General features: G+C 61.1%; 23 protein-coding genes. 11 read left to right on the forward strand and 12 right to left on the reverse strand.

Going from position 1 to position 21,323, the window contains the following annotated elements; genetic code table 11:
• Nucleotide 1 precedes the first annotated feature (1 nt).
• Both ASG19_RS03215 and ileS read right to left on the reverse strand, forming a co-directional pair.
• Nucleotides 2-640, reverse strand: coding sequence for a hypothetical protein (locus ASG19_RS03215; RefSeq protein WP_062454852.1), 639 nt, complete (start codon nt 638-640; stop codon nt 2-4).
• A 135-nt stretch (nt 641-775) separates the two neighbouring features.
• Nucleotides 776-3,685, reverse strand: coding sequence for an isoleucine--tRNA ligase (gene ileS / locus ASG19_RS03220; protein WP_062453708.1), 2,910 nt, complete (start codon nt 3,683-3,685; stop codon nt 776-778).
• Nucleotides 3,686-3,982: 297 nt separating this feature from the next.
• On the opposite strand from ileS, the gene ASG19_RS03225 reads away from it, so the two are divergent.
• Both ASG19_RS03225 and ASG19_RS03230 read left to right on the forward strand, forming a co-directional pair.
• Nucleotides 3,983-4,249 carry a type II toxin-antitoxin system Phd/YefM family antitoxin gene (locus ASG19_RS03225; protein ID WP_062453709.1) on the forward strand — a complete coding sequence of 89 codons (267 nt, stop codon included), beginning with the start codon at nt 3,983-3,985 and terminating at the stop codon, nt 4,247-4,249.
• Nucleotides 4,246-4,704 (forward strand): type II toxin-antitoxin system VapC family toxin, encoded by a 459-nt coding sequence (locus ASG19_RS03230; protein WP_062453710.1) that lies wholly within the window; start codon nt 4,246-4,248, stop codon nt 4,702-4,704. Before ASG19_RS03225 ends, ASG19_RS03230 begins: the two co-directional genes overlap by 4 nt.
• On the opposite strand, the gene ASG19_RS03235 is transcribed toward ASG19_RS03230, so the two are convergent.
• Nucleotides 4,701-4,940, reverse strand: a complete 240-nt coding sequence (locus ASG19_RS03235; protein WP_062453711.1) for a BrnA antitoxin family protein — start codon at nt 4,938-4,940, stop codon at nt 4,701-4,703. The genes ASG19_RS03230 and ASG19_RS03235 overlap by 4 nt on opposite strands.
• 41 nt (nt 4,941-4,981) lie before the next feature.
• Between ASG19_RS03235 and ASG19_RS03240 the strand changes: the two genes are divergently transcribed.
• Nucleotides 4,982-5,272, forward strand: a complete 291-nt coding sequence (locus tag ASG19_RS03240; RefSeq protein WP_062453712.1) for a DUF1902 domain-containing protein — start codon at nt 4,982-4,984, stop codon at nt 5,270-5,272.
• 16 nt (nt 5,273-5,288) lie between these two features.
• On the opposite strand, the gene ASG19_RS03245 is transcribed toward ASG19_RS03240, so the two are convergent.
• From ASG19_RS03245 to chrA, 3 genes are all read right to left on the reverse strand, one after another.
• Nucleotides 5,289-6,269 (reverse strand): bifunctional riboflavin kinase/FAD synthetase, encoded by a 981-nt coding sequence (locus ASG19_RS03245; protein ID WP_062453713.1) that lies wholly within the window; start codon nt 6,267-6,269, stop codon nt 5,289-5,291.
• Between the two features lie 13 nt (nt 6,270-6,282).
• Complete coding sequence (locus tag ASG19_RS03250; protein ID WP_062453714.1) at nt 6,283-7,131, reverse strand: TIGR01459 family HAD-type hydrolase; 849 nt, start codon at nt 7,129-7,131, stop codon at nt 6,283-6,285.
• A gap of 145 nt (nt 7,132-7,276) precedes the next feature.
• Nucleotides 7,277-8,626, reverse strand: coding sequence for a chromate efflux transporter (gene chrA, locus ASG19_RS03255; protein WP_062453715.1), 1,350 nt, complete (start codon nt 8,624-8,626; stop codon nt 7,277-7,279).
• Between the two features lie 158 nt (nt 8,627-8,784).
• Here chrA and groES point away from each other — a divergent pair, with 158 nt between their 5' ends.
• From groES to ASG19_RS03270, 3 genes are all read left to right on the forward strand, one after another.
• The gene (gene groES, locus ASG19_RS03260; protein ID WP_062453716.1) at nt 8,785-9,081 is read left to right on the forward strand and encodes a co-chaperone GroES; all 297 of its coding nucleotides are present in this window, start codon (nt 8,785-8,787) and stop codon (nt 9,079-9,081) included.
• A gap of 59 nt (nt 9,082-9,140) precedes the next feature.
• The gene (gene groL / locus ASG19_RS03265) at nt 9,141-10,787 is read left to right on the forward strand and encodes a chaperonin GroEL (protein ID WP_062453717.1); all 1,647 of its coding nucleotides are present in this window, start codon (nt 9,141-9,143) and stop codon (nt 10,785-10,787) included.
• 239 nt (nt 10,788-11,026) lie between these two features.
• Nucleotides 11,027-12,961, forward strand: a complete 1,935-nt coding sequence (locus ASG19_RS03270) for a methyl-accepting chemotaxis protein (RefSeq protein ID WP_062453718.1) — start codon at nt 11,027-11,029, stop codon at nt 12,959-12,961.
• 118 nt (nt 12,962-13,079) lie between these two features.
• On the opposite strand, the gene ASG19_RS03275 is transcribed toward ASG19_RS03270, so the two are convergent.
• Nucleotides 13,080-13,400 carry a hypothetical protein gene (locus ASG19_RS03275; RefSeq protein WP_062453719.1) on the reverse strand — a complete coding sequence of 107 codons (321 nt, stop codon included), beginning with the start codon at nt 13,398-13,400 and terminating at the stop codon, nt 13,080-13,082.
• Nucleotides 13,401-13,667: 267 nt separating this feature from the next.
• On the opposite strand from ASG19_RS03275, the gene ASG19_RS03280 reads away from it, so the two are divergent.
• Nucleotides 13,668-14,114, forward strand: coding sequence for a DoxX family protein (locus tag ASG19_RS03280; RefSeq protein WP_062453720.1), 447 nt, complete (start codon nt 13,668-13,670; stop codon nt 14,112-14,114).
• Nucleotides 14,115-14,185: 71 nt separating this feature from the next.
• Here the strand turns inward: ASG19_RS03280 and ASG19_RS03285 are convergent, their stop codons facing one another.
• The 4 genes from ASG19_RS03285 to hisS form a co-directional block, all read right to left on the reverse strand.
• Nucleotides 14,186-14,803, reverse strand: coding sequence for a class I SAM-dependent methyltransferase (locus ASG19_RS03285; RefSeq protein WP_062453721.1), 618 nt, complete (start codon nt 14,801-14,803; stop codon nt 14,186-14,188).
• Nucleotides 14,803-15,498 carry an ATP phosphoribosyltransferase gene (hisG, locus tag ASG19_RS03290; protein WP_062453722.1) on the reverse strand — a complete coding sequence of 232 codons (696 nt, stop codon included), beginning with the start codon at nt 15,496-15,498 and terminating at the stop codon, nt 14,803-14,805. Before hisG ends, ASG19_RS03285 begins: the two co-directional genes overlap by 1 nt.
• The gene (locus ASG19_RS03295) at nt 15,498-16,613 is read right to left on the reverse strand and encodes an ATP phosphoribosyltransferase regulatory subunit (protein WP_062453723.1); all 1,116 of its coding nucleotides are present in this window, start codon (nt 16,611-16,613) and stop codon (nt 15,498-15,500) included. The genes hisG and ASG19_RS03295 overlap by 1 nt, the downstream gene beginning before the upstream one ends.
• A 199-nt stretch (nt 16,614-16,812) precedes the next feature.
• A complete protein-coding gene (gene hisS, locus ASG19_RS03300) occupies nt 16,813-18,333 on the reverse strand; it encodes a histidine--tRNA ligase (RefSeq protein ID WP_062453724.1) in 1,521 nt (506 codons plus the stop codon).
• Between the two features lie 147 nt (nt 18,334-18,480).
• Between hisS and ASG19_RS03305 the strand changes: the two genes are divergently transcribed.
• The 4 genes from ASG19_RS03305 to ASG19_RS03320 are packed head-to-tail and all read left to right on the forward strand — an operon-like array spanning nt 18,481 to nt 20,679.
• Nucleotides 18,481-18,714, forward strand: coding sequence for a DUF6290 family protein (locus ASG19_RS03305; RefSeq protein WP_062453725.1), 234 nt, complete (start codon nt 18,481-18,483; stop codon nt 18,712-18,714).
• Nucleotides 18,715-18,747: 33 nt separating this feature from the next.
• Entirely contained in the window at nt 18,748-19,500 is a 753-nt protein-coding gene (locus ASG19_RS03310) for a hypothetical protein (RefSeq protein WP_062453726.1), read from the forward strand.
• A 36-nt stretch (nt 19,501-19,536) separates the two neighbouring features.
• Nucleotides 19,537-19,914 (forward strand): DUF305 domain-containing protein, encoded by a 378-nt coding sequence (locus ASG19_RS03315; protein ID WP_062453727.1) that lies wholly within the window; start codon nt 19,537-19,539, stop codon nt 19,912-19,914.
• A gap of 60 nt (nt 19,915-19,974) precedes the next feature.
• Nucleotides 19,975-20,679: an HAD family hydrolase gene (locus tag ASG19_RS03320; RefSeq protein WP_062453728.1), complete on the forward strand. Its 705-nt coding sequence runs from the start codon at nt 19,975-19,977 to the stop codon at nt 20,677-20,679.
• Here the strand turns inward: ASG19_RS03320 and ASG19_RS03325 are convergent.
• Nucleotides 20,666-21,307: a DNA-3-methyladenine glycosylase I gene (locus ASG19_RS03325; RefSeq protein ID WP_062453729.1), complete on the reverse strand. Its 642-nt coding sequence runs from the start codon at nt 21,305-21,307 to the stop codon at nt 20,666-20,668. The two genes, ASG19_RS03320 and ASG19_RS03325, sit on opposite strands and share 14 nt — an antisense overlap.
• Between the last annotated feature and the right edge of the window lie 16 nt (nt 21,308-21,323).

A 21,323-nucleotide genomic window follows, 5' to 3' on the forward strand; every position in this document is an offset into this window, starting at 1 on the left:
CTTACTGGAAGGGCTTCCACCAGCTGCTGTTCGACGCCTGGGTTGCGCTCTGCGCTTCCTTCTTGCGACGGCGCTCCTTCTCGTTCTCGGGTTCTCCGAGATCCTGAAGCGTTGCGGCATCGGCGGCACGGAATTCAGCCGGCGGCTCGGACAGTGAACGGCGGCGCGAGCCCATGTTGACCGTTTCGACATCCTGCTTGGCCTTGCGGAAGGCTTCCCATTTTTCCGTTTCGGTCATCTGACCGCCCTGGCCACGACCGGCCATCAGCGGCGAACGGTAATTGTTGTTGCCTTCGTTTTCCTTGGCCTCCAGACGCAGGCGCGCACGGGTCTCTTCCGGCGATTCAACCCAGTTCGGGTTGCTTTCGCGATTGGCAAGGGACTGCTGGGGTGCAGGAAGGCTGGCCTGCCCCTTGCCGGCAACGACCAGCGTCGGGCGGGGATTGTAGCGCAGCTTTTCTTTTTCTTCGTCGCGGGCGCTGCCGAGAGCCACGGCTGCTCCAAGATCGTCGCCGAGCTGGGCCATTGCCGTCTTGTCGGTGCCATAGGTCGGGCCGCCCATGCAGCCGGAAAGAGACACGGTTGCAGCCAGCATGCCAACCGCACCGATCGCGGCACGAAACGCATAAGTCGTTTTCATCAAACCCCTACCATCGGCGCCCGTCCTGACGCCTTCAAAACCGGAAGTCATCTCGTGCCGGAACATTCCGGCCAATTTCAGGCAGGAATACCGGATGACGCGGCCAAGCGCAATCATCCGGTAATCTGCAGATCATCAGAGCCGGCCAAGCTTGGCCAGTTCAGTCAGTGCCGCCGCATCGCGGGCCGAAACATCCGGCCAGGCGGGATCGGACCCGACATCCGTCGTCACCCGCCACGAGCGGGCGCACTTGACGCCGTCCGCGGGCTTCGGCTCCACCGACACGCCAGACACTTCGGATAGACGGAACGCCGTCTGCGGGCCTTCGTCTGCCACGATCGTGATGGCGGATGTGATGCAGGTTTCTTCGAAATCCAGTCCTTCCAGCGCCTTCAAAAGCTCGGCATCGGCGACATGGACGACGGGAGCGGCTTCAAGCGACGAACCGATGCGCTTGTCCTTGCGCTCGATTTCGAGCGCGCCTGTGACGACCGAGCGAACCTTGCGGATCTTTGCCCATTTCTCGGCAACCGCATCGTTCTTCCATTCGGCCGGCACATCCGGGAACTGTTCCAGATGCACGGAGACGGCATTTGGCTTCAGGGACAGCCATGCCTCTTCCGTGGTGAAGGGCAGCATGGGTGCGAGCCAGGTGACCGTGCATTCGAAGATCTTGCGGATGACCGCAAGCGAGGCGCGACGGCGCAGCGACGACGGAGCGTCGCAATAGAGCGCATCCTTGCGGATGTCGAAGTAGAAGGCCGACAGTTCAATATTGCTAAAATCGATCAGTGCGCGGGCGATCTTCTTGAATTCGAACGCATCGTAACCGGTGCGCACGACTTCATCGAGTTCGGACAGCCGATGCAGCATGAGCTTTTCAAGTTCCGGGAGCTCGGCATAAGCGATCTCTTCGCCGTCGTCGTGGGCCAGCGTGCCGAGCATCCAGCGAATGGTGTTGCGCAGCTTTCTGTAAGCATCGACATTGGTCTGGATGATCGTCTTGCCGAGGCGCTGGTCTTCCCAGTAATCGGTGGTCATGACCCACAGGCGCAGGATATCGGCGCCGGCATCCTTCATGACGTCCTGAGGCGCCACGACATTGCCGAGCGACTTCGACATCTTCTGGCCCTTCTCATCCATGGTGAAACCATGGGTGACGACCGTGTCATAGGGCGCCCGGCCGCGGGTGGCAGCCGATTCCAGAAGCGATGAATGGAACCAGCCGCGATGCTGGTCCGACCCTTCGAGATAGACGTCCGCCGGCCATTTCAGGTCCGGACGGTCTTCGAGGGTGAACGTGTGCGTCGAGCCTGAATCGAACCAGACGTCGAGGATATCCATGACCTGCGTCCACTTGGCGCCGTCATGGGCATTGCCGAGGAAGCGTTCCTTGGCACCTTCGGCAAACCAGGCATCGGCACCTTCTGCATCGAAGGCCTCGAGGATGCGGGCATTGACCTCTTCGTCCTGCAGGACATTGCCTTCTTCATCTGCAAACACGCAGATCGGGACGCCCCAGGCGCGCTGGCGCGACAGAACCCAGTCCGGGCGCTGCTCGATCATGGCGCGCAGGCGGTTCTGGCCGGCGGCGGGCACGAAGCGGGTATCGTCGATGGCGGTCAGCGCACGGGTGCGCAGCGTCGTACCGTCTGCCAGGTCCTTGTCCATATAGACGAACCACTGCGGCGTGTTGCGGAAGATGATCGGCTTCTTCGAGCGCCAGGAATGCGGATAGGAATGCTTAAGGCGGCCACGGGCAAACAGCGCGTTGCGTTCGATCAGCGCCTTGATGACGCGATCGTTGGCATCGCCCTTCTTGCCGTTGTCATCCATGACGCGAGCACCCTCGAAACCGGGGGCGTCGATGGTGTAGGTGCCGCTATCATCGACTGGGAACGGGATGCGCGGATCGATGCCGCGGGCTTCGAGTTCCTTGACGCTGGACATCCAGGCCTCGAAATCCTCGCGGCCGTGGGACGGCGCGGTGTGGACGAAACCGGTACCGGCGTCATCGGTGACATGGTCGCCGGCGAGGAGTGGGACGGTGAAGTCGTAGCCGAGATCCTTGAGGGGATGCGCGCAGGTGACGCCAGCCAGTTCGTCGGCGGAGACGCCCCGCAGACGACTGAAGGCGAGCTTTGCCTTAGCTGCGGATTCGTCCGCCAGGCTGTCTGCAAAGATCAGTTTCTCGCCCGGCTGCGGGCCAAAATCATTGGCAGCTTCGGTGACTTCGTAGAGGCCATAGGAGACCTTCGGCGAATAGGCGATGGCGCGGTTGCCCGGGATGGTCCACGGCGTCGTCGTCCAGATGACCACATGGGCGTCAGCCAGTTCTGCCGAGCCACTGTTCACCGGGAACTTCACCCAGATCGTGTCGCTCTCGTAGTCGTGGTATTCGACCTCGGCTTCCGCCAGCGCCGTGCGCTCGACAACCGACCACATGATGGGCTTCGAGCCGCGATAGAGCTGGCCGCTCATGGCGATCTTCAGGAGCTCGCCGGCGATGCGGCTTTCCGAGTGGAAATCCATGGTCAGGTAGGGTCTGTCGAAATCGCCGACGATGCCGAGGCGCTTGAATTCTTCGGCCTGGATCGCGATCCACTTCTGCGCATAGGCGCGGCATTCCTTGCGGAATTCGATCATCGCGTCCGGCTGTTTCAGGTCGGGCTTGGCCTTGCCCTTGGCGCGGTAATTCTCTTCCTCGATCTTCCACTCGATCGGCAGACCGTGGCAATCCCAGCCGGGAACGTAGTTCGCATCATAGCCGCGCATCTGGAACGAGCGGGTGATGACGTCCTTGAGGATCTTGTTCAGCGCATGGCCGATATGGATGTTGCCGTTGGCGTAAGGAGGGCCATCGTGCAGCACGAATTTTTCGCGACCGGCGGCGGAGGTGCGCAGCTTCTTGTAGAGATCCATCTCGCGCCAGCGGGCAACGGTTTCCGGCTCTTTCTGCGGCAGGCCTGCCCGCATCGGAAACTCGGTCTCGGGCAGATAGAGGGTCTTCGAGTAATCGAGCTTTTCAGTCACTGTATCGGTCATATTGGCTATCGTCTCTGGCGCCGGGACAGGGGCGCATGCGGATGAATTCGGTGGCAGAAGCGCTCTTGGAAGCGCCGAAAACCCGGACCCTCCGGCCGACTGTTCAAGCCGCGCGGAAGGCCGGGCCGATAATTCGTATGATCATCGCGGCCATGATCCTGGCCCGCCGGAAATCTGTCATGGGGGCGGTTATTACGGTGTTTTTCGGGTGAAAGGAAGGGGCAAAACCGAGATGGTTCGTGGACTCCCTGCCCGCCCTTGGATTACAACTGACTATCTGACCAGTTGGAGGATGATATGCCGGAAAGACGTCAGGAAAACATCTGGAAGCTCGAAGATGCCAAGGCACGGTTTTCCGAGGTGGTGCGGCGCGCCCGTAACGAAGGCCCGCAGCATGTGACGGTGCGCGGAAAAGACAGCGTCGTGGTAATCAGCAGCGAGGAGCTGGAGCGGTTGAGCCGGCCGGCGCCCAAGACATCGCTCATCGATTTCATGGAAGGGTTGGGGCTGGAAGATCTTAATCTCGACCGGGATGCCGACCGCGGACGGGACGTGGAACTGTGATCGGCTGGCTTCTCGACACCAACGTCATTTCCGCCCTGATCAACCCGAACGGCGCGCCCTCGGTCAAGCGCTGGGCGGCGAACCAGGATGAAGAGCGGCTGTTCATCAGCGTTCTGACGCTGGCCGAATACGACAAGGGAATAGCGAACCTGCCCGACGACGATGCCAATCGCTACCGGTACAAGGCCGCCACCGACGCGCTTGAAGCCCGGTTCAGTGGCCGTACGCTGTCCGCGACCGACCCTATCGTGCGCCGCTGGGGCGAGATTTCGGGACGCGTGAAGCGTTCCACCGGTCACGCGCCGCCTGTCATCGATACGCTGTTTGCGGCGACCGCCATCGAGCACGATCTCTATCTCGTCACCCGCAACGTCAAGGACTTCCGCATGTCGGGCGCGGCGATCTTCGATCCCTGGCAGGACGATGTCGCGCTGTTTCCGTTGAGCGGCCGCTAAGCCTTCGGGTTGGCCAGCATCGTTGCCCGCAGAGCATCGTTGATGCGGTCCTGCCAGCCGGGGCCGTCGTCCTGGAAGTATTCGATGACGGCGCTGTCGAGCTTCAGGGACACGAGTTCCTTTGCCTGGGGAGCTGCGCGTCTTTCGACTGCCGGAGCAGCGGGTTTCTTGACCGGCTTGAACAGCGCTTCGGCCGCTTCCATCGGGTTTACGGGCCTGCGGGGTGGGGTTGCCATGGGATATCATTCCTGCGTTGCGGACTACTGATGACAGATATATGGTTTTCGGGAAACCGCAGACCTTCAGAGTAGACACCGTGAAGAGAACATTCTTTATCAAAGCTGTCTGGGATGAAGAAGCCAGGCTCTTCTATTCGGAGAGCGATATCGAGGGCCTTCATATCGAGGCGCCCGACGTGGATTCTTTTGAAGACGTCATCTTCGATGTCGCCATCGATCTGATCGTCGCCAATCATATTTCCGCAGAGGATCTGGCGCACAAGCCGGTGAAGGACCTGATCCCAACAATTCTCTGGCAACGGCCCGCCGAGATGACGGCGGCCGCCTGAAATACGCCTCTAAAGCCTAAAACGCGATCTTCATGTCCAGTTCGCCGAGCGGCTTTACGCCTGACAGCAGCGCCCTCGCCTCTTCCTCGTCGTTTTTCATCTGGGCAACCAGAGGGTCTAGGCCGTCGAATTTGAGTTCGGGGCGCAGGTAGCCGAAGAAGGAGACCGAGCAGATCTCGCCGTAGAGGTTTCCGGAGAAGTCGAACAGATAGGTTTCGAGAAGCGGTGCACCGTCGTCCGTCACCGTCGGGCGTCGGCCGTAGCTTGCGACGCCGTCGTGAAGCGTGCCGTCGGCTCTTCTGAAGCGCACGGCATAGATGCCGGGCTTCAGTTCCGTTTCGGGTGCAAGCTTCATGTTCGCGGTGGGATAGCCGAGCTGGCGGCCAAGCTGTTCGCCGCCGATGACTTCCGCCTCGACCGTATAGCGATAGCCGAGCAGGCCTGCGGCAGCGACGACGTCTCCTTCGGCGATCAGATCGCGGATGCGGCTCGACGACACGACTTCCGCGTTTTCATCGCGAAAGGCATCCACCAGCGACACGGTGAACCCGTGACGATCGCCGGCGGTCATCAGGAAAGCCGGTCCGCCTTCGCGGCCCTTGCCGAAATGGAAGTCGAAGCCGGTGACGACGGCGCTTGCGCCCAGCCAGTCGGTCAGGATCGTCTTCACGAAATCCTCGGCCGAACGGGTCGCGAAGTCGCGGTCGAACGGGTATTCGATGACCGAGCGAAACCCCATCGCTTCCAAGAGGCGTGCCTTGAGCGGTGCCGGCGTCAGCCGGAAGACGGGCTGGTCGGGTTTGAAGACGGTTCGCGGATGCGGCTCGAAGGTCAGCACGAGTGCTGGCACGCCGCGTTCACTGGCAAGTTCCAGCGCACGATCGAGAACGCTGCGATGACCGCGATGGACGCCATCGAAATTGCCGATCGCGACGACGCCGCCCTTGAGGCTCTCGGGCAGCGGCTCCTTCATTTCGTTTCGGTGAAATACGGTCATGTCAGGTTCCGGATCAGGCGAGGCGCGGCATCCAGAATTTCGGCGCCGCGTTCTCGCTTTTCAGCCATTCCTGCATGATCGCCTCATCGGTTTCGCCATCGACGGAATATTCCGCGATGTGAATGCCGGCACTGATATAAAGCAGGTCGAGGCCTTGCGAAAGCGCGCCACGAACATCGGTCGGCATGCCGTCGCCGATCGCGAGAACCCTCGCCTTGTCGACATCACCGCGCTCCTGGCGGGCAAGCGAGATCGCCTCGTCGTAGATCGGCTTGTGCGGCTTGCCGGCAACGCGGACCTGGCCGCCGAGTTGTTCGTAATAGGCGGCGACCGCACCGGCGCAGGGAATGATCCGGTGACCGCGTTCGACCACCAGATCCGGGTTCGCGCAGATCATCGGCACGTCGCGCGCAATGAAGGTGGTCAGCATCTGGGTATAGTCTTCGGGCACTTCCTTCTCGTCGTCGAAGAAGCCGGTGCAGACGACGCAATCGGCGTCGGCTTCAGAAACGATCTCGATACCCAGTCCATCGAAGAAATTGAGGTCGCGTTCAGGCCCCAGCAGAAACACCTTCTTCGGACCTTCGGCGACCAGATGGCGGGTGACATCGCCAGACGTGACGATCCGGTCATAGGTTCCATCGGGAACGCCGAGATGCTTCATCTGTTCGATGACGCCAGGTGCTGGACGCGGAGAGTTGGTGATCAGGACGACAGTGGCGCCGGCTTTTCTCGCGGCGGCCAAGGCTGTGCAGGAATGCTGGAAGGCTTCGACGCCGTTATGGACCACGCCCCAGACATCCGAAAGCACGACATCGTAGCTCTCGATCACGTCGTTCAAATTCTGGATGCGCTTTGCCATATCAAAAGTTCCTGCCGGTTTTGCCTGCTCGATTAGGAGGCTGACATCGCAAACCGTTGCCGAGATTACAAGGGAGAAGGCGGTGAAAGCGGGCCGCGCGACGTAGATCCCGGCAAAACTTCATATTTTTGCAATGATACGATCCTCACTGGATCAGCACGATCCGGGCGAGGAAACCGGCCACCGCGCTGATGGCGAGCACCGGCACCATGCCGAGCTTCAGGACGAACAGCATGAAGGCGGAGGCTGCGAAAAGCAAAAGAGCGACAGGATCGAGGCTGGACCAGACAGGGACGGAAAGGCCAAATCCGATGGGCGTAAAGAGATCGACGTGGCGAACCTCTCTGAACAGAACATGCAGGCCGAACCAGATCGCGAGGTTGAGGATGACGCCGACGACAGCCGCGGTGATGGCCGACAGCGCGCCGGATAAAAGGGCGTTGCCGCGCAAGCGCTCGATGAGCGGTGCACCTGCAAAGATTAAGACGAAGCTCGGCACGAAGGTTGCCCAGGCGACAAGCAGGCCGCCGATTATTCCGCCCGTGACGGGGCCGAGACCGGAGGCTTCGCGGAAGCCGACGAGGAACCCGACAAAGGACAGAACCAGCACGAGCGGGCCCGGCGTGGTTTCGGCAAGCGCCAGTCCGTCCAGCATCTCGCCCGGCTTCAGCCAGCCGTAATCGGCGACTGCAACCTGCGCCACATAGGCCAGCACCGCATAGGCGCCGCCGAAGGTGACCAGTGCCATCTTGGAGAAAAACGCGAACAGGCTGGACAGGCTTTCCGGCGCACCGAAGGCCCAGAGCGCCAGAACAGGCGACTGCCAGACAAGGATCCAGAATACAAGCGTTGCGATCGTGCGGGCGACACCAGGTGTTTTCGCGCCGGGATGACTGTCCTCTTTGGCGACGCTGCCTTGCGGTTGCTGCCCCCCTGCCCGCGTCATCAGATAGCCTGCGAGACCGGCCACAAACACGACGAGCGGAAACGGCAGGCTGAAGAAGAACAGGGCTATGAAGGCAACGGCCGCGACCCCGCGCAGGAAGGTAGTCTTCAACGTTCGGCGTCCGAGGCGGATCACTGCCTCCACCACGATTGCAAGGACCGCCGCCTTCAGGCCGAAGAACAGGCCGGCAAGCCATGTCGCATCCTGATAGAGGACGTAAGCCGCCGAAAGCCCTAGGATGATGGCGAGGCCGGGAAGCACGAAAAGCAGGCCCGAAACGATACCGCCGCGCACGCCGAACAGCAGCCAGCCGATATAGGTGGCCAGTTGCTGCGCTTCTGGGCCGGGCAGCAGCATGCAGTAGTTGAGGGCGTGCAGAAACCGCTCTTCCGAGAGCCAGCGTCTTTCTTCCACCAAAGTCTTGTGCATCATGCCGATCTGTCCGGCAGGCCCTCCGAAACTGAGGGCACCTATCCGGGCAAACACGGCCACGAGCTCACGAAAGCTCGGCGCTGCGCCCGGGTTTTGGTCGTTAAGCGTATTCTGCATGGCCGCTCCTTGAGCCCTGAATTTTTCAAGCCCGTTCTTGACTCAGCTCGCAGCCATCCTTATCTCGGGTCTCGTTAGCACTCTCAATAGATGAGTGCTAAACGTCACTCCGCGGGTCCTTGAGACCCGTCCATGTCATTTGATCGAGGGATTAGACAATGACAAGCACCAATTTTCGCCCCCTGCACGACCGCGTTGTAGTCAAGCGCGTCGAGTCTGAAGAAAAGACCAAGGGCGGCATCATCATTCCCGATACCGCCAAGGAAAAGCCAGCTGAAGGCGAAATCATCGCCGTTGGTCCTGGCGCCCGCGACGAAAGCGGCAAGCAGGTTGCACTCGACGTCAAGGTCGGCGACCGCGTTCTGTTCGGCAAGTGGTCGGGCACCGAAGTCAAGCTCGATGGCGTCGACCTTCTGATCATGAAGGAAGCCGACATCATGGGCATCATCGGCTGATTTTAGCCGACTGCTCTTCTTCCAATATTTGCTGACACCCCTTTTCAGGAGTTCCCAACATGGCAGCTAAAGAAATCAAGTTTGGCCGCACCGCGCGCGAAAAGATGCTTCACGGCGTCGATATCCTCGCTGACGCAGTGAAGGTCACGCTCGGCCCCAAGGGTCGTAACGTCATCATCGACAAGTCCTTCGGCGCTCCGCGCATCACCAAGGACGGTGTTTCGGTCGCCAAGGAAATCGAACTTGAAGACAAGTTCGAAAACATGGGCGCCCAGATGGTCCGCGAAGTTGCTTCGAAGACCAACGACATCGCCGGCGACGGCACCACGACTGCTACCGTTCTTGCACAGGCCATCGTTCGCGAAGGCAACAAGGCAGTGGCCGCCGGCATGAACCCGATGGACCTGAAGCGCGGCATCGATCTCGCCGTTGCAGAAGTCGTCAAGGATCTCCAGGCCAACGCCAAGAAGATCTCGACTTCGGAAGAAGTTGCACAGGTCGGCACGATTTCGGCAAACGGCGACGCACAGGTCGGCCGTGACATTGCTGAAGCCATGCAGAAGGTCGGCAACGAAGGTGTTATCACCGTCGAAGAAGCCAAGACCGCTGAAACCGAACTCGAAGTCGTCGAAGGCATGCAGTTCGACCGCGGCTACCTGTCGCCTTACTTCGTGACCAACCCGGAAAAGATGGTCGCCGATCTCGACGACGCTTACATCCTTCTGCACGAAAAGAAGCTTTCGAACCTTCAGGCCATGCTGCCTGTTCTCGAAGCTGTCGTTCAGACCGGCAAGCCGCTCCTGATCATCGCTGAAGACGTCGAAGGCGAAGCTCTTGCTACGCTCGTCGTCAACAAGCTGCGTGGCGGCCTGAAGATTGCTGCCGTCAAGGCTCCTGGCTTCGGCGACCGCCGCAAGGCCATGCTGGAAGACATCGCCATCCTGACGGGCGGCACTGTCATCTCCGAAGACCTCGGCATCAAGCTCGAAACCGTAACGCTCGACATGCTCGGCCGTTCGAAGAAGGTCTCGATCACCAAGGAAAACACGACGATCGTCGACGGCGCCGGTCAGAAGACCGACATCGAAGGCCGCGTTGCACAGATCAAGGCACAGATCGAAGAAACATCTTCGGACTATGACCGCGAGAAGCTGCAGGAACGTCTTGCCAAGCTCGCTGGCGGCGTTGCCGTCATCCGCGTCGGCGGTTCCACGGAGATCGAAGTCAAGGAACGCAAGGACCGCATCGACGACGCGCTCAACGCGACGCGCGCTGCCGTTCAGGAAGGCATCGTCCCAGGCGGCGGTACCGCACTCCTGCGCGCTTCGACCAAGATCACGTCCAAGGGCGCGAACGACGACCAGGAAGCCGGCATCAACATCGTCCGCAAGGCGCTGCAGTCGCTGGTTCGCCAGATCGCAACCAACGCTGGTGACGAAGCTTCGATCGTTGTCGGCAAGATCCTCGACGGCGACAGCGACAACTTCGGCTACAACGCCCAGACGTCGGAATATGGCGACATGATCGCCATGGGTATCGTCGATCCGGTCAAGGTCGTTCGCACGGCTCTGCAGAACGCAGCTTCGGTTGCTTCGCTGCTGATCACCACCGAAGCCATGATTGCCGAACTTCCTAAGAAGGAATCGGCTGGCGGCGGCATGGGCGGCGGCGGCATGGGCGGCATGGGCGGAATGGACATGATGTGATCAGGCCGTAAGGTCTGCACATCTGATCCTTCAGGTTCAGTGTTTCGGAAAGGGCGTCGGGCAACCGGCGCCCTTTCTGCTATTGAGGCATACAGCATGCATAGCATTTCCCCCTCTGAACTTACCGAACGACAAGGACTGATAATTTTTATTCGTATAAAATAGTAATTCGGCAGTGACGCTCTTCTAAGCAACTTCACATTAACTGCGCTTAATCAAACACCAACGCGCAGGTTGCCATGAAGCACGTATCTTTGATCGGTAAATTTCTGACGCTCATGTCGTTCTTCGGCATATTCGTCGTCGCAACTGCCTTCTACAGCAGCAACAGCATTCGAACGCTGGATAGCGAGTATGGCGGGCTTCTCCAGCAGGAAAGTCTGGCAACTTTGGCAATTGCACGCGCCAATCGCTACATGCAGACCGGGCACGCTGCCGTTGGCGACCTGCTTGTGTCGCGCACTGACGCAGAGAACGCGAGCAATCTTGCGGCGTTTGAAAAAGCCAAATCCTCTTTTGGTGGCTGGATGGACAAGGCGATGGCGGCCCTTCCCGCTAATGCCAAGCTGGCGCCGATCAAGGCGGAAGGTTTGAGCGTTCTCAATGACGCTTGCGGCCCTGTGGTTCAGGCCGCAGCTCAGGCCACGGACGAGGCTGCCGTGCTGGCGTCTCAGGAAGCCTTCATGAAGGACTGCAAGCCGAAGTTTGCGGCCGTTACCGAAAAACTCACGGTGGTGACCGACGAAGTGATGACAGCTGCAAATCAGGAAAGCGAAAATCTCAGCGCCAGTGCGAAGACAACCATCTACGCCACTTTCGGGGCCGTTATCGGAGGTCTCGCCCTCGTGCTCGTCGCAGGCTTCTTCCTGATCCGTGCCTGGCTTGCACGACCCATCCAGCACTTGCAGCGCACGATGCTGACCCTTGCAAACGGGGATCTGTCGGCGCTGGTGGCCGGCGCGGACCGCCGCGACGAGGTCGGCAGCATGGCCAAGGCCTTGCAGGTGTTCAAGGACAATGCTCTGCGCAGCAAGGAAATGGAGCATGAAGCCGAGCTGAACCGTACGACCCAGGAAGCGGACCGTGTCCGCAACGCGGAGAGCGAACGCCAACGCAGCGAGGCGATGGCCGAGGCGACCAATGGTCTGGCGGAAGGCCTCAAGCGGCTCTCGGCCGGAGACCTCACCTTCCAGTTGGACCGGGCTTTCGCCGCAGACTTCGAAGGCTTGCGAGCGGATTTCAACGACTCGGTCGCCAAGCTGCGCGACACGCTCCACTCCGTCGCCAACGCCACCAACGCGATCGACGGCGGATCCCGCGAACTCAGCCAGAGCGCCGGCGACCTGTCGAAACGTACCGAACAGCAGGCCGCCTCGCTCGAAGAGACAGCTGCAGCGCTCGACCAGATCACGGCCAATGTCAGCACCTCCACCAGCCGCACGGAAGAAGCCCGGTCGATGGCGATCGAAGCCAATCAATCGGCTGCCCAGTCCGGCGCCGTCGTTGCAAAAGCGGTCGATGCGATGCAGCGGATCGAACAGTCGTCCTCGCAGATCTCCAACATCATCGGCGTGATCGACGAAATCGCCTTCCAGACCAACCTTCTCGCCCTCAATGCGGGCGTTGAGGCGGCGCGCGCCGGTGAAGCCGGCAAGGGCTTTGCGGTGGTTGCCCAGGAAGTGCGCGAGCTCGCGCAGCGCTCCGCGCAGGCCGCAAAGGAGATCAAGGACCTGATCCGGAACTCGGCGTCCGAAGTCAAGAATGGCGTCGAACTGGTGAGCGCCACAGGCACTGCGCTTCAGGTGATCCAGAATCATGTCGTGGCGATCAATTCGCAGCTCGATGCGATTGCCACGTCCGCAAAGGAACAGTCGGTCGGCCTGTCGGAAGTCAATGTCGCCGTCAACCAGATGGACCAGGTAACCCAGCAGAACGCCGCGATGGTGGAAGAAGCAACGGCGGCAAGCGCTGCGCTTGCCCAGGAAGCCCAGCGCCTGCGCGAGCTCGTCGGTCGGTTCAACACCGAAGGCGACCGCGGAATGTCCGCATCGGTGCGCGTCGCCGATCACGCAACCGCCCGCGCCACCCCCTCGCCGGCACGCACCCTCGCCAAGAAGGTTGCGTCAGCCTTCGGTTCGCTAGCGCCAGCCGCCTCCAACTGGGAAGAGTTCTGATTGACCACATTGACGAACCGAAAGGGCGGTCTCCGGGCCGCCTTTTTTCGTTTCGCGCCCATAAAAAAACCGCCCGGCAGAGCCGGACGGTCAAGGGTCATTTGAAGTGCCGCTCGGCTTAGTACATCGTGCGGCCGTTGTTGTTCTTGCGGTAGATGTTGCGCGACGCGTTGTTCTGGCGGCGCTCGATCTCGCGGCGCTCGCGCGGGGTGATTACGCCATCGCGGGCTGCGCGGTTCTGGGCGCGATCGATGCGGTTCTGCTGGCGAGCGATGTTGCGAAGCTCCTGCGGCGTCAGTTTGCCGGTGACGGCACCGCGGTAGATCCGGTTTTCCTGCCGGTTTTCGCGGCTTTCGCTGCGGTATGTCTGCGCAAAGCTCGGCACTGCAAATGCAGACGCCATGACGAGTGCGAGCGTGGTGATGGCGATCTTCTTCATATCTTCCTCCTAGTTCGAGGTCGAACTCAATGTGAGAACGACCCGATGGTAGGTGCCAAACGGTGAACCCCGGCTGAAGGTTGCGTTCACCTTCGCTTGCATATGCGGTTTTTTGCACATTCTAAAATGGCCGTGATCGTTCACTTTTATGAGACAAACAGTCTCCGATCGTTCATCTTTCGCGTTTGGCAGAAAGGGGTAATGTCCGGTTCAAGAATTCACACGCGGCGGGGAGAAAGATCCAGCGCCGCAACCCGGAGACTTCCCATGTCCAGCACCAACAACATCATCATTCTCGTCGCACGCATTCTTCTGTCGTTCATGTTCATCTTTGCCGGCTTCGGCAAGCTGGCCGATCCTGCAGGCACTGCCGGCATGATCGCAGGCGCCGGCATGCCGGCTGCAACCGCCCTTGCCTATCTCGCCGGCCTGTTCGAATTTGTTGCCGGTCTTGCCGTTCTCGTCGGCTTCCAGACCAAGATTGCCGGCTGGGCCATCGCCCTGTTCTGCATCTTCACCGGCGTGATGTTCCATTCGGGCACCGTTGCCGTTCCCGGCTGGCCGGATGCCGCTCTCGGCTGGATCAACACGCTCAACGGCATCATGCTGATGAAGAACGTGACCCTTGCCGGCGCCTACATCCTGCTCGCTACCTACGGCCCCGGTCTCTACTCGGTCGACGCTCGCCGCGGTAAGGTCGCAATCGCTGCCTAACCTTTGAGCGTTCCCTGCCATGAAGGCCCGCCAGTCAACTGACTGGTGGGCTTTTTTTTATTCTGGAATTGCTATGATGTCCGGCGGCGGATGTTCTTTGCCAGCCAGACGGTTGCGCCACCGCATTGCGGATCCTGGGCGACGCTTGCCAGCACCTCGAAGCCGTTTTTTGTAAGGAGCGCTTCGTATTCCTCCGGTGACAGGCTGGCGTGGTAAAGCGGTTCACCGCCGAACTCCCCCATCGCCTCTCCTTCGAAATGGCCGGCGGTAAACATCAGCGCCGCACCGGGGCCAGCGAGTGCTGCAAAGCGCGGGAACATGGCGCGCTGGTCCTGCGGGTTGAGGTGGAAGAAGCTGTGCCAGGCGATGATGCCATCGAACTTGGTCGGCTGGTAGAACTTGCGCATGTCGGCAACGATCCAGGCGCGGCCCGGAAACCGTTCGCGGGCAAGCCCGATCAGCGTTTCCGACGTATCGACGCCGGTGAGGCGAAGATTGCGGCGGATCAGATCTGCCGCAATCGGTTCCGCTGCACCGCAGCCGAGATCGAGCACGTGACCGCGCGGCGGCATGGTGGCCGCAAACCTGTCGAGCCATGGTCGTTCGAACAGGGTCCTGCCGCGCAGCTTGTCGAAGGCAGCTGCGTGGCGTTCGTAGAGCCCGATGATATTGGCGTCTTCGCCGGCCATCAGAGCGCGTTGCGCACGGCGTCGACGATATGCGCGATGCGCAGATCGCCTTCATGCGCGAGTTTGCGCGCTCTCACCAGGCAGGCCTGCGACTTGAGGATGACGCCATCCGACAGGATCTTCAGGTGGTTGGCGCGCAGTGTCGAGCCGGTCGAGGTGATATCGACGATGATATCCGCTTGGCCTGCTGCCGGTGCGCCTTCCGTGGCGCCGAGGCTTTCGACGATGCGGTAAAGCTGGATGCCGTGCTGCGACGAGAAATGCTGCTGGGTGAGCCGCCAGTATTTCGTGGCGATCTGCAACCGCCGACCGTGACGCGCGCGGAAATCGGCGGCGACATCGCCGAGATCGGCCATGGTATCGACGTCGAGCCAGATCTCCGGAACGGCGACGACCACATCCGCATGGCCGAAACCGAGGCGGGCGACGATCTCGACCTGCCTGTCTGCATCGACCAGGCCTTCGCGCACGAGATCCTCGCCGGTGACGCCGAAATCGACGGCGCCGGCGCCGAGTTCACGGGCGATCTCGGAGGCCGAGAGAAAGGCGATCTCGATATCCTCATGGCCTTCGACGCGACCGCGATAGGAGCGATCATTGCCGACGGCGACGATGGGAAGGCCGGCGCGCTCGAAGATCGCCGAGGCGTCGTCCTTCATGCGGCCCTTGGAGGGCAAAGCGATGGTTATGGTCATCAGCGCGCCCTCGCCTGTTCGATCCGGTCGAGCCACAGCGAGAAGCCGACGGCCGGAATGTCGTCGACGGCGCCGAGCAGCGTCAGCAGCCGGTCAAAGCGACCGCCGCCGACCAGAACCGCATCCGACCCCTTTTGCGTGACCTCGAAGACGAGGCCGGTGTAATAATCGAGCGGACGACCGAAGGCAGCGCGATAGGTGATGCGCGACGGGTCCATGCCGAGATCCTGAAGTGCTGCAACGCGGGCTTCGAATTCGCCAAGCGCATGGCCGAACGACAGGCCTGCGGCATCGGCAAAACCGGCAAGAGCGGCGGCTGCCTCCGAAAGTGGCAGTTCCAGCGACAGGAACTCGCTGAGCAGAAGAAGTGCCGCGCCGTCCAGCCGGGTTTCGGCGAGCGCCAGCTTTTCCGTCAGCCGGGCTGCGATCTCGCGCGGCGAGCGGCTGGCATTGGTGGAATAGCCGGTGTCCTGCATGGTCCGGTCGATATGGTCGATCAGCGCCGCCTCGTCCTGGCGCAAGAGATCGGCAAGCTCCGGCGACAGGCCTGCGACCGGCTGCGGGGTGGCGAGAGTCAGCAGCAGTTGCTTCAGAAGCGCCGTGTTGCCAAATGCCTGGATCAGCCGCTTCTGCCAGCCGAGCGCCAGGCCGAGCGAGCGCACGACCGCTTCGAACACGGTCTGATCGCCGAGCGTGATCGTGAGAGCGCGACCGGGAAGCAGGCTTGCGATGATTTCGACCGCATCGGTGACGGCCCGGGCATCGGCGCTTGCGACGTTCTTTTCGCCGAGATCCTCGATGCCGGCCTGATAGAACTCGTTGTCGCCGTCACGCCGCTGGCGAAACACTTCGCCGAGATAGCAATAGCGCCGCGGTGTGCCGGTGGCGGTCTCGATATGGCGCAGGCAGACGGGAATGGTGAATTCCGGCCGCAGACACAGGCTTTCGCCGCGCTCGCTTTCGGTGAGGAAGATGCGGCGGCGAAGATCCTCGCCGGCCATGTCGAGAAAGGGTGCTGCCGGCTGGATCACCGGCGTATCGATGCGGGCCGCACCGCGACCGGCAAATTCATCGAGCAGGCGGCCGGAGAATTCGGGCATGTTGATCAGCGGCATGGGACGGCTCCTGCGGTAGGGGAGAAAGTCCCCCTCTGGGCTGCCGCCCATCTCCCCCACGGGGGGGGAGAAGACCCGCGGCAATCGCCGATCTCACCAGCGAGGCGCAGCAGGAGATCCGACGCTGGCGTCACGCACCAACGCGCTCCCTCCCCCTTGTGGGGAGGGTTGGGGAGGGGAAAAGCCACCGGCACAGACATCATTCGCCCTTCGCCCGCCTGCGATCTTCGGCCTGGGCTGCCAGGATTTCCTGCACCTTGGCGACGAGATCGGCTTCTGCGACCGTATCCTGCGCGACGCGGGCTTCGCGCCATTCGGCATTGTCGGTGATCTCGCCGGAGAGGCGCTTGCCCTCGAACAGGTCCTTCAGCTGCACGACACCCTCGGCGCGCTCGTCGCCGCCCTGGATGATGGCGATCGGGCAGCCTCTGCGGTCGGCATATTTCAGCTGGTTGCCGAATTTCTTCCAGTTGCCCTGGTACATTTCAGCGCGAATGCCGGCTTGGCGGAGATCCTGCGTGAATTTCTGGTAGCGTCCCATGCTCTCGACATCACCATCCATGACGGTGACGAGGACGGGTGCGACCACCTCATCCTGGCCGAGCTTGCCAAGGTTCTTCAGCGCCGTCAGCAGCCGCGAGACGCCGATGGAGAAACCGGTGGCCGGCACCGGCTGGCCCATGAAGCGCGACACGAGACCATCGTAACGACCACCGCCGCCCACGGACCCGAACACGACCTTTTCGCCTTTTTCGTTGGTGACGTCGAAGGTGAGCTCGGCTTCGAAGACCGGGCCGGTGTAGTATTCCAGGCCGCGGACGACGGAGGGGTCGATCTTGATGCGATCCGGGCCGTACCCGGCACCTGTTGCCAGCGCGCCGATAATGTTCAGTTCCTCAACGCCCTCGCTGCCCCTGGCTGTTCCGGCAACCAGTTCGCCGAGTTCAGCCGCGCTTTCCGCGTAATCCTTGATGCCAACGAAGAAGAGAACCTTTCCGATCTGTTCCTCGCCAAGTCCCGCACCCTTGGTGAAGTCGCCACTCTCATCCTTGCGGCCGGCACCCAGCAACAGAGCAACGCCCTCAGGGCCGAACTTGTCGAGCTTATCGATGGCGCGCAGCACGTTCAGCCGCTGGCCGGCCTTGTCGTCGCCGCCGAGGCCGATCGCCTCCATGACGCCATCCAAAACCTTGCGGTTGTTCACCCGGATCACGTAATCGCCGCGCTTGATGCCGAGCGCTTCCATCGTGTCGGCCATCATCATGCACATTTCGGCATCGGCCTGGACGCCGGGTGCGCCGACCGTATCGGCGTCGAACTGCATGAACTGGCGGAAGCGGCCGGGGCCTGGCTTTTCGTTGCGGAACACGTAGCCGGCGCGGTAGGTGCGGAACGGCAGCTGGATCTCGTTGAAGTTTTCCGCGACGTGGCGGGCGAGCGGCGCGGTCAGATCGTAGCGCAGCGACATCCACTGTTCGTCATCGTCCTGCAGCGAGAAGACGCCCTCGTTGGGGCGGTCGCTGTCGGGCAGGAATTTGCCGAGCGCATCGGTATATTCGAACAGCGGCGTCTCGAGCGGATCGAAACCGTAGCGCTCGTAGACTTCGCGGATTTTTCCGACCATTTCGTTGGTGGCGTGGATATCGGCGCTCGAACGATCGACAAAGCCGCGCGGCAGGCGGGCCTTCAGTTTCTGGGGCTTCTTTTGTTTGTCGCTCATGATCGATATTCCATTGCCTTCGGGCCTTCGGGAAAGGCCGGATTAGTGTGCGGTTTCTTAGAGGATGACAGCCGGAGCGGCAAGGGCGGCGGCTGGCGAACAGGCTAGAGCAGTGGTATATATTGCGCCACCACAGGGGTTACGGCCATGGACAAGCGCGTCACGATCGAAATCCCGGAACCGATGCATCGCCTCCTGAGGCGCTATGCCGATCTGCATGGCTTCGATACCGACGCTTATATTGCTCAGGTTCTCCACAAGCATCTCGAAGATCTCCATGATGTTGCCGTCGCTGAAGCGTATCTAGAAGAAGTCCGAAATGGCAATTCAGGCACGTATACGATGGAACAACTCGAACGCGAGCTTGGCCTGAATGATTGACAGAACCGGCAGCCAGGCCTCTATCGCTCACCCATGATCCTCGAAGCGATCCATTACACCGCGACCCTGCCGGTCACGTCATCCGAATTTCGGCCATTCATCCGATCCTCGGTCAATCTCTGGTCGCGTGCCAGACGTTGCGCCGACGCCTGGGCACCGCATGAGGAGAATTGCAAGACGTTCATTCGAGAGACTATTGCGGACATGAAGCAGCGGCGGACCGTCGTCGTGCTTGGCTCCGGTCTGTTGCGCGACGTGCCGATCAATGATCTTGCGAAGGGTTTCGATACGGTCGTGCTGGTCGATCTGGTGCATCTCGCCTCCGTGCGGCTGCGGATGCTTGCGGGCAGATACCGGAATGTGCGGCTGATTTCGCGCAATCTCTCCGATCTCGACAAGGCACTTGCCGGCGACGTGCCGGAGCCTTTGGCGTTTCTGCGGCAGGTGCCGTATCTCGATCTCGTCGTCTCGGCCAACATCCTGTCTCAGATCGGCGTCGGTGCGAGGCGGCAGCTTGAGGAGATGAGGCACCCGGAGCCGGATGCCATCGTTGCCAAGCTTGTCAGCGCGCATCTGGACGGGATCTCCGCCCTGCCCTGCCGCCAGATCCTGTTGACCGATACCGCCTATAGAATTGTCGATCGGCAGGGAGAGGTTCTGGAGACAACCGATCTTCTGGCCGGCGTTGCGCCGCCGCAGGCTGTCCGGGCCTGGACCTGGCCGGTCGCGCCCTATGGCGAACTTGGCCGTGAGTATCAGGCTGTCCATGATGTGATCGCGCGGTAGCTTGATTTGCGCGATGCCGCGTTTTAGCGTCAGCGCATGATGACACGCACGCTTTCCATTGCCGCCACCGTTCTTGCCCTCTCCTTCAGCCTCGCCGTTGCGCAGGACATGAAGGGGCATGACCATTCCTCCACGAAGCCGCAGGGGCACACGGAGAATAGCCCGTCCACCAAGGCCTATCAGGATGCGGCTGCGAAAATGCATCGCGACATGTCGCTGGACTATTCAGGCGACGCGGATGTCGATTTTGCCCGCGGCATGATCGCTCATCACCAGGGCGCGATCGACATGGCCAAGGTCGAGCTGGAACACGGCAAGGACCCGGAACTGCGCAAGCTGGCTGAAGAGATCATCAAGGCGCAGGAAAAGGAAATTGCCGACATGGAGACTTGGCTGAAGACCAAGGGACAGTAAGCTTCAAGGCTTGTCGGGCGCCGCATCCTTCCGTATCTTGATGATCTGGAGGCTGGTGACATGCGACCGATTACCGCAATCGGCTTTGATGCCGATGATACGCTCTGGCAGAACGAACAATACTACCGCCTGACGGAACGGCACTTCCAGAAGCTGCTTGGTGATTTTGGCGATGGCGCCGATATTTCCGCGCGACTGCTGGAGGCCGAGAAGCGCAATCTCGGATATTATGGTTTCGGCATCAAGGGCTTTACCCTGTCGATGATCGAAACCGCGATCGAAGTGACGGACGGCAACGTACCATCCCGCACCATCGGCGAAATCCTCGATATCGGCCGGGAGCTGCTGCGCCACCCGGTCGAGGCGCTGCCGCATGTGGAAGAAACGCTAAGATCGCTGAACGGCCATTATCTGCTGGTGCTGATTACCAAGGGCGACCTGTTCGACCAGGAACGCAAGCTGGCGCAATCGGGCCTCGGTGATTTCTTCGACGCGGTGGAGATCGTTTCGGACAAGACGGCCACCACCTATCGGCGCATTTTCCAAAAATTGGCCGACGGGCCTGAACGGGCGATGATGGTGGGCAACTCGCTCAAGTCGGATATCGTGCCGGCCATCGCCGCGGGATCCTGGGGCGTTTACGTGCCGCATGCCCTGACCTGGGTCCTGGAACATGTGGACGCGCCGACCGAAGCGCCGCGTTTCCGCAAGATCGAGAACCTTGGCGAGTTGCAGCGGGTCCTTACCGAAGTCATGGCCGTTTGAAATTCAGCCGTGCCTGCGCGACCTCCGGCTGGCAGAAACAGCCCTCGAAATGATCGTTGACGAGGCCCATCGCCTGCATGAAGGCATAGACGGTTGTCGGGCCAACGAAGGTCCAGCCGCGCTTCTTGAGCACCTTGGACAGTGTGACGGAGACTGGCGTCGTGGGGTTGGCGCATAGCGTGGCGAGATCCATGATCGCGGGTCGGTCTTCCTCGCGGGGTTCGAAACTCCAGAAGAATTTGGCGAGGGTGCCAAACTCATCGCGCATCTCGACGGCGCGCTTGGCATTGTTGATGGTGGACACGATCTTGCCGCGATGGCGGATGATGCCCGCATCGAGCACCAGTCGTTCGACATCGTCTGGACCGAACTGCGCCACGGTGTCGAAATCGAAGCCTGCGAAGGCTGCGCGGAAATTCTCGCGCTTGCGCAGGATCGTCAGCCACGAGAGACCGGACTGGAAGCCTTCGAGGCAGATCTTTTCGAACAGCCTGATATCGTCGGCCATCGGCCGGCCCCATTCCTCGTCATGATAGCGGCGGTAGTCTTCGAGACCGCCGTGCCAGAAGCAGCGGCCCTTCCCATCTTCGCTCGTGATGATGCCGGCCACTTGCTTCTCCCAAACCATGACAATCCAATCCTTA

This window comes from Rhizobium sp. Leaf306, from assembly GCF_001423425.1.
Taxonomy (GTDB): domain Bacteria; phylum Pseudomonadota; class Alphaproteobacteria; order Rhizobiales; family Rhizobiaceae; genus Neorhizobium; species Neorhizobium soli.

Bases quoted from the DNA above. Each gene is read 5' to 3' on its own strand.
- ASG19_RS03215 (WP_062454852.1), bottom strand. From the start codon at position 640: ATGAAAACGACTTATGCGTTTCGTGCCGCGATCGGTGCGGTTGGCATG.
- ileS (WP_062453708.1), bottom strand. From the start codon at position 3,685: ATGACCGATACAGTGACTGAAAAGCTCGATTACTCGAAGACCCTCTAT.
- ASG19_RS03225 (WP_062453709.1), top strand. From the start codon at position 3,983: ATGCCGGAAAGACGTCAGGAAAACATCTGGAAGCTCGAAGATGCCAAG.
- ASG19_RS03235 (WP_062453711.1), bottom strand. From the start codon at position 4,940: ATGGCAACCCCACCCCGCAGGCCCGTAAACCCGATGGAAGCGGCCGAA.
- ASG19_RS03240 (WP_062453712.1), top strand. From the start codon at position 4,982: ATGGTTTTCGGGAAACCGCAGACCTTCAGAGTAGACACCGTGAAGAGA.
- ASG19_RS03245 (WP_062453713.1), bottom strand. From the start codon at position 6,269: ATGACCGTATTTCACCGAAACGAAATGAAGGAGCCGCTGCCCGAGAGC.
- ASG19_RS03250 (WP_062453714.1), bottom strand. From the start codon at position 7,131: ATGGCAAAGCGCATCCAGAATTTGAACGACGTGATCGAGAGCTACGAT.
- chrA (WP_062453715.1), bottom strand. From the start codon at position 8,626: ATGCAGAATACGCTTAACGACCAAAACCCGGGCGCAGCGCCGAGCTTT.
- groES (WP_062453716.1), top strand. From the start codon at position 8,785: ATGACAAGCACCAATTTTCGCCCCCTGCACGACCGCGTTGTAGTCAAG.
- groL (WP_062453717.1), top strand. From the start codon at position 9,141: ATGGCAGCTAAAGAAATCAAGTTTGGCCGCACCGCGCGCGAAAAGATG.
- ASG19_RS03270 (WP_062453718.1), top strand. From the start codon at position 11,027: ATGAAGCACGTATCTTTGATCGGTAAATTTCTGACGCTCATGTCGTTC.
- ASG19_RS03275 (WP_062453719.1), bottom strand. From the start codon at position 13,400: ATGAAGAAGATCGCCATCACCACGCTCGCACTCGTCATGGCGTCTGCA.
- ASG19_RS03280 (WP_062453720.1), top strand. From the start codon at position 13,668: ATGTCCAGCACCAACAACATCATCATTCTCGTCGCACGCATTCTTCTG.
- ASG19_RS03285 (WP_062453721.1), bottom strand. From the start codon at position 14,803: ATGGCCGGCGAAGACGCCAATATCATCGGGCTCTACGAACGCCACGCA.
- hisG (WP_062453722.1), bottom strand. From the start codon at position 15,498: ATGACCATAACCATCGCTTTGCCCTCCAAGGGCCGCATGAAGGACGAC.
- ASG19_RS03295 (WP_062453723.1), bottom strand. From the start codon at position 16,613: ATGCCGCTGATCAACATGCCCGAATTCTCCGGCCGCCTGCTCGATGAA.
- hisS (WP_062453724.1), bottom strand. From the start codon at position 18,333: ATGAGCGACAAACAAAAGAAGCCCCAGAAACTGAAGGCCCGCCTGCCG.
- ASG19_RS03305 (WP_062453725.1), top strand. From the start codon at position 18,481: ATGGACAAGCGCGTCACGATCGAAATCCCGGAACCGATGCATCGCCTC.
- ASG19_RS03310 (WP_062453726.1), top strand. From the start codon at position 18,748: ATGATCCTCGAAGCGATCCATTACACCGCGACCCTGCCGGTCACGTCA.
- ASG19_RS03315 (WP_062453727.1), top strand. From the start codon at position 19,537: ATGATGACACGCACGCTTTCCATTGCCGCCACCGTTCTTGCCCTCTCC.
- ASG19_RS03320 (WP_062453728.1), top strand. From the start codon at position 19,975: ATGCGACCGATTACCGCAATCGGCTTTGATGCCGATGATACGCTCTGG.
- ASG19_RS03325 (WP_062453729.1), bottom strand. From the start codon at position 21,307: ATGGTTTGGGAGAAGCAAGTGGCCGGCATCATCACGAGCGAAGATGGG.